Raw genomic sequence first — 15,074 nt, forward strand, 5'->3', positions numbered from 1 at the left:
TTCCTCAACAAGGATCAAAAAGCACAAAGCCGCCTGGAAACCGAGGCGGCTTTGGAGGGGTGACAGGGAAAAGCGTCTTTGCTAAGAGGCATTGCCCCATTATGCATAGGCGGACGGCCTGAATATGTCGGCCGGCACTCTGTCACCTGTCGGATTGTTGCTATCAGGCAGCCTGCTTCAATGCCTTCAGGGTCTTGACAGCCTTGAGGACCTCGTCAACGTGACCGGGAACCTTCAGGCCGCGCCATTCCTGCACCAGCAGGCCATCGGCTCCGACCAGGAAGGTGGAGCGCTCGATGCCCTTCACCTTCTTGCCGTACATGATCTTGTTCTTGACCACGCCGAACATGTGGCACATCTTCTCTTCCGTATCGGCGATCAGCTCGAACGGCAGTTCCAGCTTTTCCTTGAAGTCGTCGTGCGACTTCATGTTGTCGCGCGAGACGCCAAACACGGTGGCGCCAGCTTTCACGAAGTCCTTGTACTTGTCGCGGAACTGCATGGCTTCGGTGGTGCAGCCAGGCGTATTGTCCTTGGGGTAGAAATACAGGATCAGAATCTGGCCCGTGTGGGAGGTGTTGGTCACCTTGATCCCGCCGGTAGCGTTGGCTTCAAATTCGGGAAGGGGTTTGTTGACAACGATCGCCATGCGCTTATATCTCTCGGGTGTAGTCGTTGAAATGCCGAGGGCCGTGTTTGTGTTTTTGCTTTTATCGGAAATGCCCCCAACCGCAACCTGCAATTTTACCCTGAAAACGGAATTTCTCCCAATCAGGGGGGCAGGAGTCTACTCCAAGAGTAGGGCCGCGACGACGTTACGGCCTTCGCTGGCAAGGATGTTGTAGGTGCGACACGCGGCCTGCGTATCCATGCTTTCCAGGCCGATGCGTCGGGCCATGAGCGGGCGCAGCCAGGCCGCTGGCGGGAAGCGGTTGCGCTGGCCGCTGCCCAGGATGATGACCTCTGCATCCAGCTGGGACAGGGCCTCGAAATGCTCAGGCGTCAGGTCTTCGAAGCGGGCGCAGTCCCAGGCCTGGCGCAGGCCTTTGGCGCCGACAAGCAGGCTGTGTTCGAACTTTTCCCGGTCCACAGCGACCCAGCCGGTGCCATAGCCCGTGATGCTCTGTGCTTCGGATTTGTCGGCGTGGAATTTCATGGATGAGGGTGGCGCGGTCTGCGCGATGGGGGTGGCCGCCACATGGGTCGGGGCCAGGGCGATGCTGCATTGCGGAACTGTGGTCAAATTATAGGTTTCACCAGGGTGCATGGGGCACTTTGGCGTGCATGAAGGCCGCAAGCCCGCGCCGGCCACTTTCATATTCTCAGCATGAAAACCGTTCTCAAATCCGCAAAACTAGCCAACGTCTGTTATGACATCCGCGGGCCCATCATGGACGCGGCCAAGAAGATGGAAGAGGACGGCCAGAAGATCATCAAGCTCAATATCGGCAATCTGGCCGTGTTCGGCTTCGACGCTCCTGAGGAAGTGCAGCAGGACATGATCCGCAACCTGCCCAATTCGGCAGGCTACTCGGACAGCAAGGGCATCTTCGCGGCGCGCAAGGCCGTGATGCACGAAACCCAGCGCCAGGGCATCCTGGGCGTGACGCTGGACGATATCTACCTGGGCAATGGCGCATCCGAGCTGATCAGCCTGGCCACGAACGCGCTGCTGGACGACGGCGACGAGATGCTGCTGCCGGCGCCCGACTATCCGCTGTGGACCGCCGTGACCAGCCTGTCCGGCGGCACGCCCGTGCACTATATGTGCGACGAGTCCAACGGCTGGATGCCCGACCTGGACGACATCCGCGCCAAGATCACGCCGCGCACCAAGGGCATCGTCGTCATCAACCCCAACAATCCGACAGGTGCCCTGTACAGCAAGCAGCTGCTGCAAAGCATCGTGGCGCTGGCCCGCGAGCATGGCCTGGTGATCTTCGCCGACGAGGTCTATGACAAGGTGCTCTACGACGACGTCGTGCATACGCCGCTGGCCAGCCTGTCCACCGATGTGCTGACGCTGACCTTCAACTCGCTGTCCAAGGCCTATCGCAGCTGCGGCTACCGCGCCGGCTGGATGGTGGTCTCGGGCGACAAGAAGGCGGCCAAGGACTATATCGAGGGCCTGAACATGCTCTCCAACATGCGCCTGTGCGCCAATGTGCCTGGCCAATGGGCCGTGCAGACGGCGCTGGGCGGGCATCAGAGCATCGACGAGCTGGTGCAGGAAGGCGGCCGGCTGCGCGTGCAGCGCGACCTGGCCTACCAACTGATCACCGAAATCCCCGGCGTGAGCTGCGTCAAGCCGCAGGCCGCGCTGTACATGTTCCCGCGCCTGGACCCCGAGATCTACCCGATCAAGGATGACCAGGCGTTCTTCCTGGAAGTGCTGCAGGAGACCAAGGTCATGCTGGTGCAGGGAACAGGCTTCAACTGGCCGCACCCCGACCATTTCCGCATCGTCTTCCTGCCGCACGACACCGACCTGCGCGAGGCCATCCGCCGCCTGGCCGTGTTCCTCGAGAAATACCGCAAGCGCCACGGCACGGACCGCGGCTGAACTGTGCGGGGGCCGGCGGGGGAGAGGGCCTTGCGCCGACCATCGCTTTTTACCGGCTGCCGGCGCGCACCCTCTGGGCGCCGCAGCATTTTTTGACTGGCAAGTAGTTTATGAAACCGATCCAAGTAGGCCTTCTGGGCATTGGCACCGTGGGCAGCGGCACCTTCAACGTGCTGCAGCGCAACCAGGAAGAGATCCGCCGCCGCGCGGGCCGCGGTATTGAGATTGCCATGGTGGCCGACCTGGATACGGAACGCGCACGCTCCGTCGTGGGCGACACGGCCAAGGTGGTCGGCGATGCGCGCGAGATCATCGCCAACCCCGAGATCGACGTGGTGATCGAGCTGATCGGCGGCTACGGCATTGCCAAGGCCCTGGTGCTGGAGGCCATTGCCGCCGGCAAGCATGTGGTCACGGCCAACAAGGCCCTGCTGGCCGTGCATGGCAGCGAAATCTTCAAGGCCGCCGCCGAGAAGGGCGTGATGGTGGCCTACGAAGCGGCCGTGGCCGGTGGCATCCCCATCATCAAGGCGCTGCGCGAAGGCCTGACGGCCAACCAGATCCAGTGGGTGGCCGGCATCATCAACGGCACGACCAACTTCATCCTGTCCGAGATGCGCGACAAGGGCCTGGACTTCGACGTGGTGCTCAAGGAGGCCCAGCGCCTGGGCTATGCCGAAGCCGATCCGACCTTCGACATCGAAGGCGTGGACGCCGCCCACAAGGTCACGCTGATGAGCGCCATCGCCTTCGGCATTCCCGTGCAGTTCGACAAGGCGCATGTGGAAGGCATTACCAAGCTGTCTGCGGCCGACATCAAGTACGCCGAGCAACTGGGCTACCGCATCAAGCTGCTGGGCATCACCAAGCGCACGGACAAGGGCATCGAGCTGCGCGTGCACCCCAGCCTGGTGCCGACCAAGCGCCTGATCGCCAACGTGGAAGGCGCGATGAACGCCGTCGTCGTCCATGGCGACGCCGTGGGCACGACGCTGTACTACGGCAAGGGCGCGGGCTCCGAGCCCACGGCCAGCGCCGTGATTGCCGACCTGGTGGACATTGCCCGCCTGCACACGGCCGACCCCGAGCACCGCGTGCCCCCGCTGGCCTTCCAGTCGAACACGCTGGTCGCCGCAGGTGGCGAGCTGCCCGTGCTGCCCATGAGCGAGGTGGTCACCAGCTACTACCTGCGCATCCGCGTGGCCGACGAAGCCGGCGTGCTGGCCAAGATCACCAGCATCCTCGCCGGTGCCGGCATCAGCATCGATGCCCTGCTGCAGCGCGAGGCTGGCGAGGTGAGCGGCGACAGCGAAGGCAGCCAGGGCGTGCCGCAGACCGACCTGATCATCCTGACCCACGCCACGCGCGAAGGCGACATGGATGCTGCCCTGGCGCAGATCCAGCAGTTGCCCACGGTGCTGGCCCCTATCAACCGCATCCGCAAGGAAGAGTTGAACTAAGACACCCCCTGAGCGGCTGCGCCGCTTCCCCCTCTCTCGCACGCGGGAGGGGGACGACGCCCTCGCTGCGGGGCGGCCCTTGCTCGGCATCCCTGGCATCGGCCGCGCCCCGTCTCACAGAATACTGACGAGGAAGCGACATGCTTTATCTTTCCACGCGCGGCCACGCGGACCGCAAGCGCTTTTGCGACATCCTGCTCGAGGGCCTGGCGCCCGATGGCGGGCTGTACCTGCCCGAGCGCTATCCGCAGATCGATGCCGCCCGCCTGGGCGAGCTGCGCAGCATCTACAAGGAGCAGGGCTACGCGGCCCTGGCCTTCGAGATCCTGAGCCTGTACATCGACGACATCCCGGCCGAGGATCTGCGCGCCCTGTGCGCCAAGACCTATACGCAGCAGGTGTTCGGCACGGCCGAGATCACGCCGCTGCGCCCGCTGGAAGACGGCCTGTGGCTCGAAGCCCTGTCCAACGGCCCCACGCTGGCCTTCAAGGACATGGCCATGCAGCTGCTGGGCAACCTGTTCGAGTACGAACTGGGCCGCCGTAGCGAGGAGCTGAACATCCTGGGCGCCACCAGCGGCGACACCGGCAGCGCCGCCGAGTACGCCATGCGCGGCAAAAAGGGCGTGCGCGTGTTCATGACCAGCCCGCGCGGCCGCATGAGCCCCTTCCAGCAGGCCCAGATGTTCAGCCTGCAGGATGCCAACATCCACAACATCGCCATCGAAGGCGTGTTCGACGACTGCCAGGACATCGTCAAGGCCGTCTCCAACGACCACGCCTTCAAGGCGAAGTACAAGATCGGCACGGTCAACTCGATCAACTGGGCCCGCCTGCTGGCCCAGGTCGTCTACTACTTCGCCGGCTACCTGCAGGCCACGCAGGGCAATGACCAGAAGGTCAGCTTCACGGTGCCCAGTGGCAACTTCGGCAACATCTGCGCCGGCCACGTGGCGCGCCAGATGGGCCTGCCGATAGCGCGCCTGGTGGTGGCAACCAACGAGAACGATGTGCTCGACGAGTTCTTCCGCACGGGCGCCTACGTGGTGCGCGGCAGCGAGCACACCTACGAGACATCGAGCCCCTCGATGGACATCTCCAAGGCCAGCAACTTCGAGCGCTTCGTGTTCGACCTGCTGGGTCGCGATGGACAGGCCACGCGCGAATTGTTCGCCGAGGGCGTGGCACGCCAGGGCCGCTTCGACCTGGGCGGCAACCCGCTGTTCCAGGAAGCTGCTGCCCGCTACGGCTTCGTCAGCGGCAAGAGCACGCATGCCGACCGCCTGGCCACCATCCGCGATACCTTCGAGCGCTTCGGCACCATGATCGACACGCACACGGCCGACGGCGTCAAGGTGGCGCGCGAGCAGCTGCAGGCCGGCGTGCCCATGATCGTGCTGGAGACGGCACTGCCCATCAAGTTCGCCGCCACCATCGAGGAGGTCCTGGGCCGCCTGCCCGATCGCCCGGCCAAGTTCGAAGGCATCGAGGACCTGCCCAAGCGCGTGACCGACTTGCCGGCCGACGCCGAGCAGGTCAAGGCCTACATCGCCCGGCATTGCGACTGATGCCACGGCCGGGCTGTCCGCAGGTCCGCAGCTGGAGTGCATGGCGATGAAGGTCATCGGCTTCGCCGGCTACTCCGGCTCGGGCAAGACCAGCCTGGTGGAGCCCCTGATCACGCTGATGCGTGCGCAGGGGCTCAGCGTTTCGGTGGTCAAGCATGCCCACCACCATTTCGATGTCGATCACGAGGGCAAGGACAGCTGGCGCCACCGCAAGGCGGGTGCCTATGAGGTGGTGCTGGCTTCCGATCGCCGTCTGGCGCTGATGCGCGAATTCCCCCGGCCCACGGAGCTGTCGGTGCACGACATGCTGGCCGAGCTGGACCCCCTCGTGGACTGGGTGCTGGTAGAAGGTTTCAAGCACGCCGACCTGCCCAAGATAGAAATCTGGCGCGAGCAGCCCGAGCGCACCAGCGCCGGCAAGACCCAGGCGCCTTTGTTCCCGCACGATCCCCATGTGCTGGCCTTGGCAACCGATGCGCCGGCCCGCCTGCCCGAGCCGCCGCGCCAGCCCGTGCTGGACCTCAACGCGCCAGCGCAGATACTGCAATGGCTGCTGGATCAGGGGGAGCGCCTGCGCTACCGTGCACCTGATAGCGGCCAAGACTAGGAGAAAAACCATGCGAGCCCCGCTCAAGCCCCTTGACGAAGCGCTGGCCGAACTGCTGGCCCAGGCACTGCCGCTGGCTGGCGATGACACCGTGGACTGCTTTGACGCCGATGGCCGCGTGCTGCGGGCCGACGCCGTCTCGCCGCTGCAGGTGCCGCCCCAGGACAACAGCGCCATGGACGGCTACGCCGTGCGCAGCGCCGAATGCACGCAGGGCAATGCCGAGCTGCCCGTCTCGCAGCGCATCCCCGCAGGCGCCGTGGGCCAGCCGCTGGCCGTGGGCACGGTGGCGCGCATCTTCACGGGGGCTCCGGTGCCCGAAGGTGCCGATGCCATCGTCATGCAGGAAGACTGCGAAGTTCTGGAAGACGGTCGCGTGCGCATCAAGGCGCGGCCCGAGGCCGGGCAATGGATACGCCGCTCGGGCGAGGACATCCGGCGCGGCGCCACCGTCATCGCGGCCGGCACGCGCCTGTCGCCGGCCGAGCTGGGCCTGGCCGCCAGCATCGGCCTGGCCTCTTTGCGCGTGGCACGCAAGCCGCGCGTGGCCCTGTTCTCCACGGGCGACGAGCTGGTCATGCCGGGCACGGTCGCGCCCGAGCAGATGCCGCCCGGCAGCATCTACAACAGCAACCGATTCTTCCTTCGCGCCCTGCTGCAGCGCATGGGCTGCGAGGTCACCGACTTCGGCATCGTCCCCGACCGGCGCGAGGCCACTGTGGATGCTTTGCGCGAGGCGGCCCGCGCGCATGACCTGATCCTGACCAGCGGCGGGGTGTCGGTCGGCGAGGAAGACCATGTCAAGCCCGCCGTGCAGGCGCTGGGCCAGCTCGACCTCTGGCAGATCGCCGTCAAGCCCGGCAAGCCCTTCGCCTATGGCCGCGTGAACCGCGAGGGCGAAGGCTTTGCCCACTTCATCGGCCTGCCCGGCAACCCGGTCTCCAGCTTCGTCACCTTCCTTTTGCTGGTGCGCCCCTTCGTGCTGCGCCTGCAGGGCGTGCAGCAGGCGCTGCCGCGCTCGGTCGAGGTGCGCGCCGACTTCCATTGGCCGCGCGGGGACAAGCGCCGCGAATTCCTGCGCGTGCGCTACAACGAGGGCGGTGGCCTGGAGCTGTTCCGCAACCAGAGTTCGGGCGTGCTGACCTCGGCAGCCTGGGGAGATGGCGTGGTGGACAACCCGCCAGGCCAGGCCATTGCGCCGGGCGACCGGGTGCGCTTCATCGCCTTTTCGGAGCTGCTGTCATGAGCCAGGCCGTCCCCATCGCCATCACCATCACCGTGCGCTATTTCGCCTCCATCCGCGAAGCCCTGGGCACGGGCAGCGAAACCCTGTCCACCGAGGCCGCCACCGTGGGCGCGCTGCGTGAGGAACTGATTGCGCGTGGCGGTGCAGCCGCCGAAGCGCTGGCCCCTGGCAAGGCCGTGCGCATGGCGCTGAACCAGGTCCTGTGCGATGCCGGTGCCGCCATTCGCCAGGGGGACGAGGTGGCTTTCTTCCCCCCCGTGACCGGAGGTTGACCCAAATGACCACCGACAAGCCCGTGGACCAGGCCATCAGCGCACGCACGCGCAAGGCCCTGTCCGAAGCCAAGGCGCGCGGCGTGCAACTGGGCCGTGCAGGCGCAGACAACCTGCGCGCCACCGTGGAAAAGCGCAAATCCACGGCCGATGCCTTTGCCCAGCAGCATGAGGCGCTGTTCGCCGAACTGCAGGCGCGCGGCCTGACGCACCGCGCCATGGCCGCCGAACTCAATGCGCGCGGCATTGCCGCGGCCCGGGGTGGCGAGTGGACGCACGGTCAGGTGCAGCGCATCCTGAACCGCTACGCCGACCTGCGTTCGGCAACACTGTCTGCGGACGGCAGCAGCGGCAGCTGAATCCCGGCCAGCCGCTGCGCCAGCGCGGCCGATGCCGGCTGCATGGGTGCCCGCAGCGTTGCCCGCATTCGGCCCTGCTGCGCCAGCAAGGCCTTGATGGGGGCGGGGTTGGGCTCGGCAAAGCAGGCGGCGATGTGCGGCTGCAGCGGCTCCCACATCGCACGGGCAGCGGGCAGGTCGCCGCGCTCCAGGCATTGCATCAGCTCGACGAAGTGCCCTGTATGCGCGTGCGCGCTGGCAGCAATCGCTCCCGCGCCGCCCAGGGCCAGCGTGGAAAAGATCTGCGCGTCTTCGCCGGCCAGCACCTGCAGCTGTCCATCGGCAATCAGCGCCTGGGTCTTGGCGGCATCGCCCCCGCAATCCTTGATGGCCACGATGCGCTCATGTGCGGCCAGCGCACGCAGCGTGGCCAGCTCCAGCACCACGCCGGTGCGGTAGGGAATGTCGTAGACGATGACCGGATGGGCGCTGCGCTCGGCAATCGCCGTGAACCACTGCAGCAGGCCTGCCTGCGATGGGCGTATGTAGTGCGGCGCGGGCACCAGAATGCCGGCCAGCGGCAGGGCGTTCAGTGCCTGAACGCGGGCCAGCGCATGCCCCAGGTGGCAGTCCGAAACGCCCATGACCACGGGCATGCCCTGGGCCGCTGAGAGGATGGTGGACAGGGCGGCATCGTGCTCCGCTTCGCTCAGCGCGGCGGCCTCGGCGGTCGAGCCGCAGGCCACGTAGCCGGCGATGCCGCTGGCGTTGTAGTGCTGCACCAGGGCGCGCAGCGCCCCGTGGTCCACCGCCGCCTCATCTCCAGGAAGAAAGGGCGTGACCAGCGGAAGCCACAGCCCCTGGAATCGGGCCTGTGGCGAGGTGGTGGAAGGCAAAGACATGGAAGATCCCTTCGGGTGATTCAAACAATGAACGACCGGACGCAGCCACCGGCCAGACCGAGGGCGGAAAGGCAGGCGCCTGAAGGGATGCGGGAAGGGGAGATGGAGGCTGCCGGGCCGGTTCCGTCGCTCATCTGGACGGAACCTCAGCTCCGGTCAGACGAGCTGGGGTTTGCAGGCTTTGCCCAGGCACAGGCGCACGGCATCGCCGTGGCATGTGGGGAAGGCAAAGATGGCAGGCATGGCGCGCAGTGTAGCGCGCCTGAGCGCCTCGGTGGTGACCTTCAGGCTGCGCCTTCGGCGCCGGGAGGGGTTGATGCATCGGGCAGCAGCGGTGCCTGCCACTCCAGCAGCTCGGCCAGGCGCTGCACGATCCAGCGTGCCTCGCCGGGGCTGACGATGGAGCCTTCGGCAGCCAGGCCGGCGTGCATGCCCAGCAGCACGCCTTGCTCCGAGGAATTGCCCGAGTGGTAAAGCGTCTGTGCCTGCTCGACCAGGTGGCTGGCCAGGTCCTCGCACAGTTCATAGCGCCCGACCACGTCTGCAATCGATGCCTTGAGCCGGCCGTGCCGGTCGGCATACAGGGCGGCAAAGCTCGGCGGCGGCTGTATCTGGCTGGTCTCGTCCATGGCGCGCCTCAATCGGGTTCGAACAGGCGTTCGAAGCGTGCGATGTCTTCGGCCAGCTCGCAGCTCACCAGCTGGCCCATCTTGCCGTCGCCCAGCCGGTGGGCTGCAAACAGCGTGGCCTTGCCGCGAAAGCCGTAGTCGGGCAGGTGGATGATGGTGTAGGGATGGGGCACGAACAGCTGGTGCTCGTAGACCACGCGCTGCTCGTTGCGCGGCGAGGGATAGAGCGTGTATTCGGGGGTGGTGATCGTGAGTGTGGCCATGCGTGGCCCGCCGCAGCAAAAAAGCGCTGGGGGCGGGGGAGGGCAATGCTACCGCGTTCATCGCCTTCTGGCGCGCCGCCGCCCTGCGACAATGCGGGCATGCAAGCAGCCCGTGTATCCATCCAGACCGAGGATTTCGACGTATCGGCCGAACTCGCCGCCCTGCGCTCCGGCGACGCCCGCGTGGGCGCGGTATGCAGCTTCATAGGCACCGTGCGCGACCGCAACGAGGGCGCCGCCGTGGCAAGCATGGAGCTGGAGCACTACCCGGGCATGACCGAGAAATCCATCGAGGCCATCATCGACGAGGCGGTCCAGCGCTTCGGCATCCATGGCGCGCGCGTCATCCACCGCATCGGCCCGTTGCAGCCCATGGACCAGATCGTGCTCGTGGCCGTCACTGCATCGCACCGGGGCATGGCTTTCCAGGCCTGCGAATACATCATGGACTACCTCAAGTCGCTGGCGCCTTTCTGGAAAAAGGAACAGACGCCCGAGGGCGCGCGCTGGGTGGATGCGCGCGTCAGCGACGAAGAGGCGCTGGCGCGCTGGCGCCAGTGAGCTGACGCTTCAGGCCCTGCGCAGTGCGGCACCCCGCAACCATTGCGGCGGCCGGAACACCAGCAGGTTGCCGAACATCACCAGCAGCAGGCCACCCACGGCCAGCGGCGTCCACACATAGCCTTCGAAAAGGGCCGAGATACTGAGCGCAACGATGGGGAACAGCACCGTCGCATACGCCGCCTTCTCGGGGCCCAGGCGCCCGACCAGGGTCAGATAGGCCGTGAACGCGATCACCGAGCCCGGAATGGCCAGGTACAGCCAGGAGCCCACATAGGTCCAGCTGGCATCGAAGCGCCAGGGCAGGCCTGCCACCAGCGCATAGCCTGTCAGCAGCAGCGTGCCGGCCAGCATGCCCCAGGCATTGGTCTGGGCCGGCCGCCAGCCCATGGACTGCAGCGAGGCCGACAGCATGTTCCCGCAGGAAAAGCACAGCGTGCCCAGCACGGCCCAGGCCAGGCCGGGCAGGCTGGCATGCCGGCCTGCGCGCAGCTCGAGCCAGAACAGCGCCACCAGGCCTGCAAGGCCGAAGAGGCTGCCGGCCAGCACATGGGGCGCCAGCCTGCGGCCGTGGATGATGCGCGCCAGCAGCGCGTTCCAGAGATTGGCGCTGGAGAACACCACGGCGGCCAGGCCGCTGGCCAGCGTCTCGCTGGCATGCATGAAGCACACGAAGTTGAAGCTGAACAGGCACAGGCCCTGGGCCAGCACGCGCGGCAGCGCCGGGCCGCGTGGGACGCGCAGCTGGCGCGACCAGGCCAGCCAGGCGAACATCAGCACGGCGGCCAGCGCAAAGCGGTAGGCAATGGACAGCTCCACGGGCACGGTGCCCAGCTGCAGCTTCAGGGCGATCCAGGTCGAACCCCAGATCAGCACGACCAGGGCATAGAGGGTGGCAGTCATGGCCGGTGATGATGGCGCCGCAGGCTGGGCGGGCATGGCAGATTCCTGCGGTTTGATGGCCTGGCGCCATGCGTCGGTATGGCTGCGGGACCACAATCGCTGCCATGACGCCCACGCCGCTGCCCGAGCTGCCCTCCAGCCACCTGTGCCAGGTGCTGTCACGCTCCAAGGCCCGGCTGCAGCGGCGCGTGCGCCTGAGCGAGGGGGTGGAGCTGGCCGTCTGGGCCAATGTGGACGACGAGGTGCGCTACTGCCAGCCCGGTCACCACACGCTGTCGGTCTACCTGGCCGGCGGCGAGGGCTCGCAGCTCAAGGCGCGGCCCGAGGCCATGGGGGCGCCGGGGCGCATCTGCATCTTCACGCCAGAGGACGAATCGCACTGGCTGGTGCGATCGCCCGTGCAGTTCCTGCACCTGTATGTGTCCGACCTGGCCTGGGCGGGGCGCGTGGTCCGCATGCTGGATGCCGAGCCCCGCTCGCGCACCTTGCGTGCGCAGATCTACGGGGACGATCAGGCCTTCCACGCCGGTGCCCGTGCGCTGATGCAGCTGGACTGGCAGGACCCGCAGCAGCAACTGGCGGCCGATGCCATTGGCCAGCAGCTGGTGGACCGGCTGGTGCTGCAGTCCGCCACGCCGCGCCAGGTGCAGGCGCTGCAGCGGCCGCTGGGCGGGCTCTCTGCGGCCGTGCGGCGCAGGGTGCTTGCCCATATCGAGGCGCATCTGCATGACTCCAAGGCCGTGTCGCTGCCGGCACTGGCGAGACAGGCCTGCCTTTCGGAATTCCATTTCGCACGCATGTTCCGCCAGAGCATGGGCTGCACGGTGCACGAATGGGTGCTGCAGCAGCGCCTGGCCCGGGCACGGCGTGCCCTGTCTGCGCGCAACGTGCCGCCGCTGGCCGAGCTGGCGCTGGATTGCGGCTTTTCCAGCGCCAGCCACCTGGTGCGCAGCTTCCGGGCGCATTTGGGCGTTACGCCTACGCAGTTCTCGATCTTTCAGCGCAATGCTTGAGAAGGATGGCCGGCCTCGCCGGCCTTGATCTGGCGCAAGCGTCTGTCCTTGCGGGCCGGGCATGGCTTGAAATTTGCCCTGCCGGTATCAGATAAATCGCAATGACCCTGTTTCAGGAGCGAAAAGAAACACCATGCGAATCGACAAACTGACAACCAAGTTCCAGGAAGCCCTGGCCGACGCGCAAACGCTGGCCCTGGGCGGTGACCAATCCAATATCGAACCCCTGCACCTGCTCGTGGCGCTGCTGCGCCAGGACGACGGTCCGCGCTCGCTCTTGCAGCGTGCCGGCGCCAACGTGGGCCAGCTGCAGGCCGCGGCCGAGAAGGCCCTGGCAGACCTGCCGCGCGTGCAGCATCAGGACCAGGTGCAGGTCGGCTCCGAGCTGGGCCGCCTGCTGCAGGCGACCGAGAAGGAAGCCCTCAAGCGCGGCGACCAGTTCATTGCCAGCGAGCTGTTCCTGCTGGCGCTGACCGACAGCAGCGGCGCCTCCACGCGTGCGGGCCAACTGCTCAAGGAAAGCGGCGTGACGCGCTCCAGCCTGGAGTCGGCCATCAACGCCGTGCGCGGCGGCCAGACCATGGACAGTGCCGAAGGCGAAGGCCAGCGCGAGGCCCTCAAGAAATACACCATGGACCTGACCGAGCGCGCGCGCATCGGCAAGCTCGATCCGGTGATCGGCCGCGACGACGAAATCCGCCGCTCCATCCAGGTGCTGCAGCGCCGCAGCAAGAACAACCCCGTGCTCATCGGCGAGCCCGGCGTGGGCAAGACCGCCATTGTCGAGGGCCTGGCCCAGCGCATCGTGGCCGGCGAGGTGCCCGAAAGCCTCAAGAACAAGCGCGTGCTGTCGCTGGACATGGCGGGCCTGCTGGCCGGCGCCAAGTACCGCGGCGACTTCGAGGAACGCCTGAAGTCCGTGCTCAAGGAAGTGGCCCAGGAAGAGGGGCGCATCATCCTGTTCATCGACGAGATCCACACCATGGTCGGTGCCGGCAAGGCCGACGGCGCCATGGACGCGGGCAACATGCTCAAGCCGGCCCTGGCGCGCGGCGAGCTGCACTGCATCGGCGCGACCACGCTCGATGAATACCGCAAGTACATCGAAAAGGATGCGGCGCTGGAGCGGCGCTTCCAGAAGGTGCTGGTCGAGGAGCCCTCGGTCGAGGACACCATCGCCATCCTGCGCGGCCTGCAGGTGCGCTACGAGGCCCACCACGGCGTGGACATCACCGACCCGGCCATTGTGGCCGCGGCCGAGCTGAGCCACCGCTACATCACCGACCGCTTCCTGCCCGACAAGGCCATCGACCTGATCGACGAGGCTGCGGCCAAGATCAAGATCGAGATCGACTCCAAGCCCGAGGTCATGGACAAGCTCGAGCGCCGCATGATCCAGCTCAAGATCGAGCGCGAGGCCATGAAGAAGGAAAAGGACGAGGCCTCGCAAAAGCGCCTGCAACTGATCGAGGAGGAACTCGGCAGCCTGGAGCGCGAGTACGCCGACCTCGAAGACGTGTGGAAGAGCGAGAAGGCCAGCGCCCAGGGCTCCGAGCAGATCCGCAAGGAGATCGACCAGATCCGCATCCAGATCGACGAGCTCAAGCGCAAGGGCGACTTCAACAAGGTGGCCGAGCTGCAGTACGGCAAGCTGCCCTCGCTGGAAAAGCAGCTCAATGAAGCCCAGGCCAGCGAGCAAGGGCAGGGCGGTGCGCCCGCCCACAGATTGCTGCGCACCCATGTGGGCGCCGAGGAGATTGCCGAGGTGGTCAGCCGTGCCACGGGCATTCCCGTGGCCAAGATGATGCAGGGCGAGAAGGACAAGCTGCTGCGCATGGAAGACCGGCTGCATGACCGCGTCGTCGGCCAGGACGAGGCCATCTCGGCCGTGGCCAACGCCATCCGCCGTTCGCGCTCGGGCCTGTCCGATCCCAACCGGCCCACCGGTTCCTTCCTGTTCCTGGGCCCCACGGGCGTGGGCAAGACGGAACTGTGCAAGGCGCTGGCCGGCTTCCTGTTCGACAGCGAAGACCATCTGGTGCGCATCGACATGAGCGAGTTCATGGAAAAGCATTCCGTGGCCCGCCTGATCGGCGCGCCGCCCGGCTACGTGGGCTACGAGGAAGGCGGCTACCTGACCGAGGCCGTTCGCCGCAAGCCCTACAGCGTGCTGCTGCTCGACGAGGTGGAGAAGGCCCATCCCGACGTCTTCAACGTGCTGCTGCAGGTACTGGACGACGGCCGGCTGACCGACGGCCAGGGCCGCACCGTGGACTTCAAGAATACGGTCATCGTGATGACGAGCAACATAGGCTCTTTGCTGATCCAGGCCATGGTCGGCGAGGATTACGATGATGTGAAAGACGCGGTCTGGGGGGAACTCAAGAACCATTTCCGACCCGAATTCCTCAACCGCATCGACGAGACCGTGGTGTTCCACGCGCTCGACGCGAAGAATATCGAGTCGATCGCAAGGATTCAGCTCAAGCTGCTGGAGCGGCGTTTGGAGAAAATGGACCTTGCGCTGCAGGTGTCCGACCAGGCACTGGCCGAACTGGCCAAGGTGGGCTTCGATCCCGTTTTCGGGGCCCGGCCGCTCAAGCGCGCGATACAGCAGCGGATCGAGAATCCGTTGTCGAAACTGCTGCTCGAAGGGCGCTTCCCGCCCAAGAGCACGATTGCGGTGCATGTGGACCCGGTACAGGAACCGGGCGTATTCCGGTTCGATGCGGCAGACTCCGCCTGACGC

General features: G+C 66.3%; 16 protein-coding genes. 10 read left to right on the forward strand and 6 right to left on the reverse strand.

Translation table 11 applies throughout. The features are described from left to right. Nucleotides 1-163: 163 nt before the first annotated feature. Nucleotides 164-649, reverse strand: coding sequence for a peroxiredoxin (locus ACF8ME_RS20140; protein WP_012207021.1), 486 nt, complete (start codon nt 647-649; stop codon nt 164-166). A gap of 138 nt (nt 650-787) precedes the next feature. Continuing rightward, a complete protein-coding gene (locus ACF8ME_RS20145) occupies nt 788-1,156 on the reverse strand; it encodes an Mth938-like domain-containing protein (RefSeq protein WP_392418147.1) in 369 nt (122 codons plus the stop codon). A 171-nt stretch (nt 1,157-1,327) separates the two neighbouring features. Between ACF8ME_RS20145 and ACF8ME_RS20150 the strand changes: the two genes are divergently transcribed. The 7 genes from ACF8ME_RS20150 (at nt 1,328) to ACF8ME_RS20180 (ending at nt 8,075) form a co-directional block, all read left to right on the forward strand. After that, on the forward strand, nt 1,328-2,563 hold the full coding sequence (locus ACF8ME_RS20150) for a pyridoxal phosphate-dependent aminotransferase (RefSeq protein ID WP_016447750.1): 1,236 nt from the start codon (nt 1,328-1,330) through the stop codon (nt 2,561-2,563). Between the two features lie 110 nt (nt 2,564-2,673). After that, nucleotides 2,674-4,023 (forward strand): homoserine dehydrogenase, encoded by a 1,350-nt coding sequence (locus tag ACF8ME_RS20155; RefSeq protein ID WP_016447749.1) that lies wholly within the window; start codon nt 2,674-2,676, stop codon nt 4,021-4,023. Nucleotides 4,024-4,163: 140 nt separating this feature from the next. Next, nucleotides 4,164-5,591 (forward strand): threonine synthase, encoded by a 1,428-nt coding sequence (gene thrC / locus ACF8ME_RS20160; RefSeq protein WP_392417972.1) that lies wholly within the window; start codon nt 4,164-4,166, stop codon nt 5,589-5,591. Nucleotides 5,592-5,637: 46 nt separating this feature from the next. Beyond that, complete coding sequence (gene mobB, locus ACF8ME_RS20165; protein WP_392418149.1) at nt 5,638-6,198, forward strand: molybdopterin-guanine dinucleotide biosynthesis protein B; 561 nt, start codon at nt 5,638-5,640, stop codon at nt 6,196-6,198. Between the two features lie 10 nt (nt 6,199-6,208). Next, on the forward strand, nt 6,209-7,444 hold the full coding sequence (gene glp / locus ACF8ME_RS20170) for a gephyrin-like molybdotransferase Glp (RefSeq protein ID WP_212644974.1): 1,236 nt from the start codon (nt 6,209-6,211) through the stop codon (nt 7,442-7,444). Further along, nucleotides 7,441-7,716 carry a molybdopterin converting factor subunit 1 gene (gene moaD, locus ACF8ME_RS20175; RefSeq protein WP_013801032.1) on the forward strand — a complete coding sequence of 92 codons (276 nt, stop codon included), beginning with the start codon at nt 7,441-7,443 and terminating at the stop codon, nt 7,714-7,716. The genes glp and moaD overlap by 4 nt, the downstream gene beginning before the upstream one ends. A 5-nt stretch (nt 7,717-7,721) precedes the next feature. Next, nucleotides 7,722-8,075: a recombinase family protein gene (locus tag ACF8ME_RS20180; RefSeq protein WP_017404077.1), complete on the forward strand. Its 354-nt coding sequence runs from the start codon at nt 7,722-7,724 to the stop codon at nt 8,073-8,075. On the opposite strand, the gene dapA is transcribed toward ACF8ME_RS20180, so the two are convergent. From dapA to ACF8ME_RS20195, 3 genes are all read right to left on the reverse strand, one after another. Further along, a complete protein-coding gene (dapA, locus tag ACF8ME_RS20185) occupies nt 8,021-8,956 on the reverse strand; it encodes a 4-hydroxy-tetrahydrodipicolinate synthase (RefSeq protein ID WP_392417975.1) in 936 nt (311 codons plus the stop codon). The two genes, ACF8ME_RS20180 and dapA, sit on opposite strands and share 55 nt — an antisense overlap. A gap of 284 nt (nt 8,957-9,240) precedes the next feature. Next, nucleotides 9,241-9,585, reverse strand: a complete 345-nt coding sequence (locus tag ACF8ME_RS20190; protein ID WP_034363797.1) for a hypothetical protein — start codon at nt 9,583-9,585, stop codon at nt 9,241-9,243. Nucleotides 9,586-9,593: 8 nt separating this feature from the next. Then, nucleotides 9,594-9,848: a hypothetical protein gene (locus tag ACF8ME_RS20195; RefSeq protein ID WP_016447741.1), complete on the reverse strand. Its 255-nt coding sequence runs from the start codon at nt 9,846-9,848 to the stop codon at nt 9,594-9,596. Nucleotides 9,849-9,947: 99 nt separating this feature from the next. Between ACF8ME_RS20195 and moaE the strand changes: the two genes are divergently transcribed. Further along, nucleotides 9,948-10,409, forward strand: coding sequence for a molybdopterin synthase catalytic subunit MoaE (gene moaE / locus ACF8ME_RS20200; protein WP_016447740.1), 462 nt, complete (start codon nt 9,948-9,950; stop codon nt 10,407-10,409). A gap of 9 nt (nt 10,410-10,418) precedes the next feature. On the opposite strand, the gene ACF8ME_RS20205 is transcribed toward moaE, so the two are convergent. After that, nucleotides 10,419-11,312 carry a DMT family transporter gene (locus ACF8ME_RS20205; RefSeq protein ID WP_392417977.1) on the reverse strand — a complete coding sequence of 298 codons (894 nt, stop codon included), beginning with the start codon at nt 11,310-11,312 and terminating at the stop codon, nt 10,419-10,421. 104 nt (nt 11,313-11,416) lie between these two features. Between ACF8ME_RS20205 and ACF8ME_RS20210 the strand changes: the two genes are divergently transcribed. Both ACF8ME_RS20210 and clpB read left to right on the forward strand, forming a co-directional pair. Then, nucleotides 11,417-12,325, forward strand: coding sequence for an AraC family transcriptional regulator (locus tag ACF8ME_RS20210; RefSeq protein WP_017404082.1), 909 nt, complete (start codon nt 11,417-11,419; stop codon nt 12,323-12,325). Nucleotides 12,326-12,458: 133 nt separating this feature from the next. Continuing rightward, nucleotides 12,459-15,071 (forward strand): ATP-dependent chaperone ClpB, encoded by a 2,613-nt coding sequence (clpB, locus tag ACF8ME_RS20215; RefSeq protein ID WP_151019235.1) that lies wholly within the window; start codon nt 12,459-12,461, stop codon nt 15,069-15,071. Nucleotides 15,072-15,074: the final 3 nt, after the last annotated feature.

It is taken from the genome of Delftia sp. WSY_7, assembly GCF_043104845.1.
Lineage (GTDB): Bacteria > Pseudomonadota > Gammaproteobacteria > Burkholderiales > Burkholderiaceae_C > Comamonas > Comamonas tsuruhatensis.

Excerpts from the sequence above, each read along its gene's own strand:
- ACF8ME_RS20145 (WP_392418147.1), bottom strand. The coding sequence starts at position 1,156 with ATGAAATTCCACGCCGACAAATCCGAAGCACAGAGCATCACGGGCTAT.
- dapA (WP_392417975.1), bottom strand. The coding sequence starts at position 8,956 with ATGTCTTTGCCTTCCACCACCTCGCCACAGGCCCGATTCCAGGGGCTG.
- thrC (WP_392417972.1), top strand. The coding sequence starts at position 4,164 with ATGCTTTATCTTTCCACGCGCGGCCACGCGGACCGCAAGCGCTTTTGC.
- ACF8ME_RS20155 (WP_016447749.1), top strand. The coding sequence starts at position 2,674 with ATGAAACCGATCCAAGTAGGCCTTCTGGGCATTGGCACCGTGGGCAGC.
- clpB (WP_151019235.1), top strand. The coding sequence starts at position 12,459 with ATGCGAATCGACAAACTGACAACCAAGTTCCAGGAAGCCCTGGCCGAC.
- mobB (WP_392418149.1), top strand. The coding sequence starts at position 5,638 with ATGAAGGTCATCGGCTTCGCCGGCTACTCCGGCTCGGGCAAGACCAGC.
- ACF8ME_RS20180 (WP_017404077.1), top strand. The coding sequence starts at position 7,722 with ATGACCACCGACAAGCCCGTGGACCAGGCCATCAGCGCACGCACGCGC.
- ACF8ME_RS20205 (WP_392417977.1), bottom strand. The coding sequence starts at position 11,312 with ATGACTGCCACCCTCTATGCCCTGGTCGTGCTGATCTGGGGTTCGACC.
- ACF8ME_RS20190 (WP_034363797.1), bottom strand. The coding sequence starts at position 9,585 with ATGGACGAGACCAGCCAGATACAGCCGCCGCCGAGCTTTGCCGCCCTG.
- ACF8ME_RS20210 (WP_017404082.1), top strand. The coding sequence starts at position 11,417 with ATGACGCCCACGCCGCTGCCCGAGCTGCCCTCCAGCCACCTGTGCCAG.
- ACF8ME_RS20140 (WP_012207021.1), bottom strand. The coding sequence starts at position 649 with ATGGCGATCGTTGTCAACAAACCCCTTCCCGAATTTGAAGCCAACGCT.
- moaE (WP_016447740.1), top strand. The coding sequence starts at position 9,948 with ATGCAAGCAGCCCGTGTATCCATCCAGACCGAGGATTTCGACGTATCG.
- ACF8ME_RS20150 (WP_016447750.1), top strand. The coding sequence starts at position 1,328 with ATGAAAACCGTTCTCAAATCCGCAAAACTAGCCAACGTCTGTTATGAC.
- ACF8ME_RS20195 (WP_016447741.1), bottom strand. The coding sequence starts at position 9,848 with ATGGCCACACTCACGATCACCACCCCCGAATACACGCTCTATCCCTCG.
- glp (WP_212644974.1), top strand. The coding sequence starts at position 6,209 with ATGCGAGCCCCGCTCAAGCCCCTTGACGAAGCGCTGGCCGAACTGCTG.
- moaD (WP_013801032.1), top strand. The coding sequence starts at position 7,441 with ATGAGCCAGGCCGTCCCCATCGCCATCACCATCACCGTGCGCTATTTC.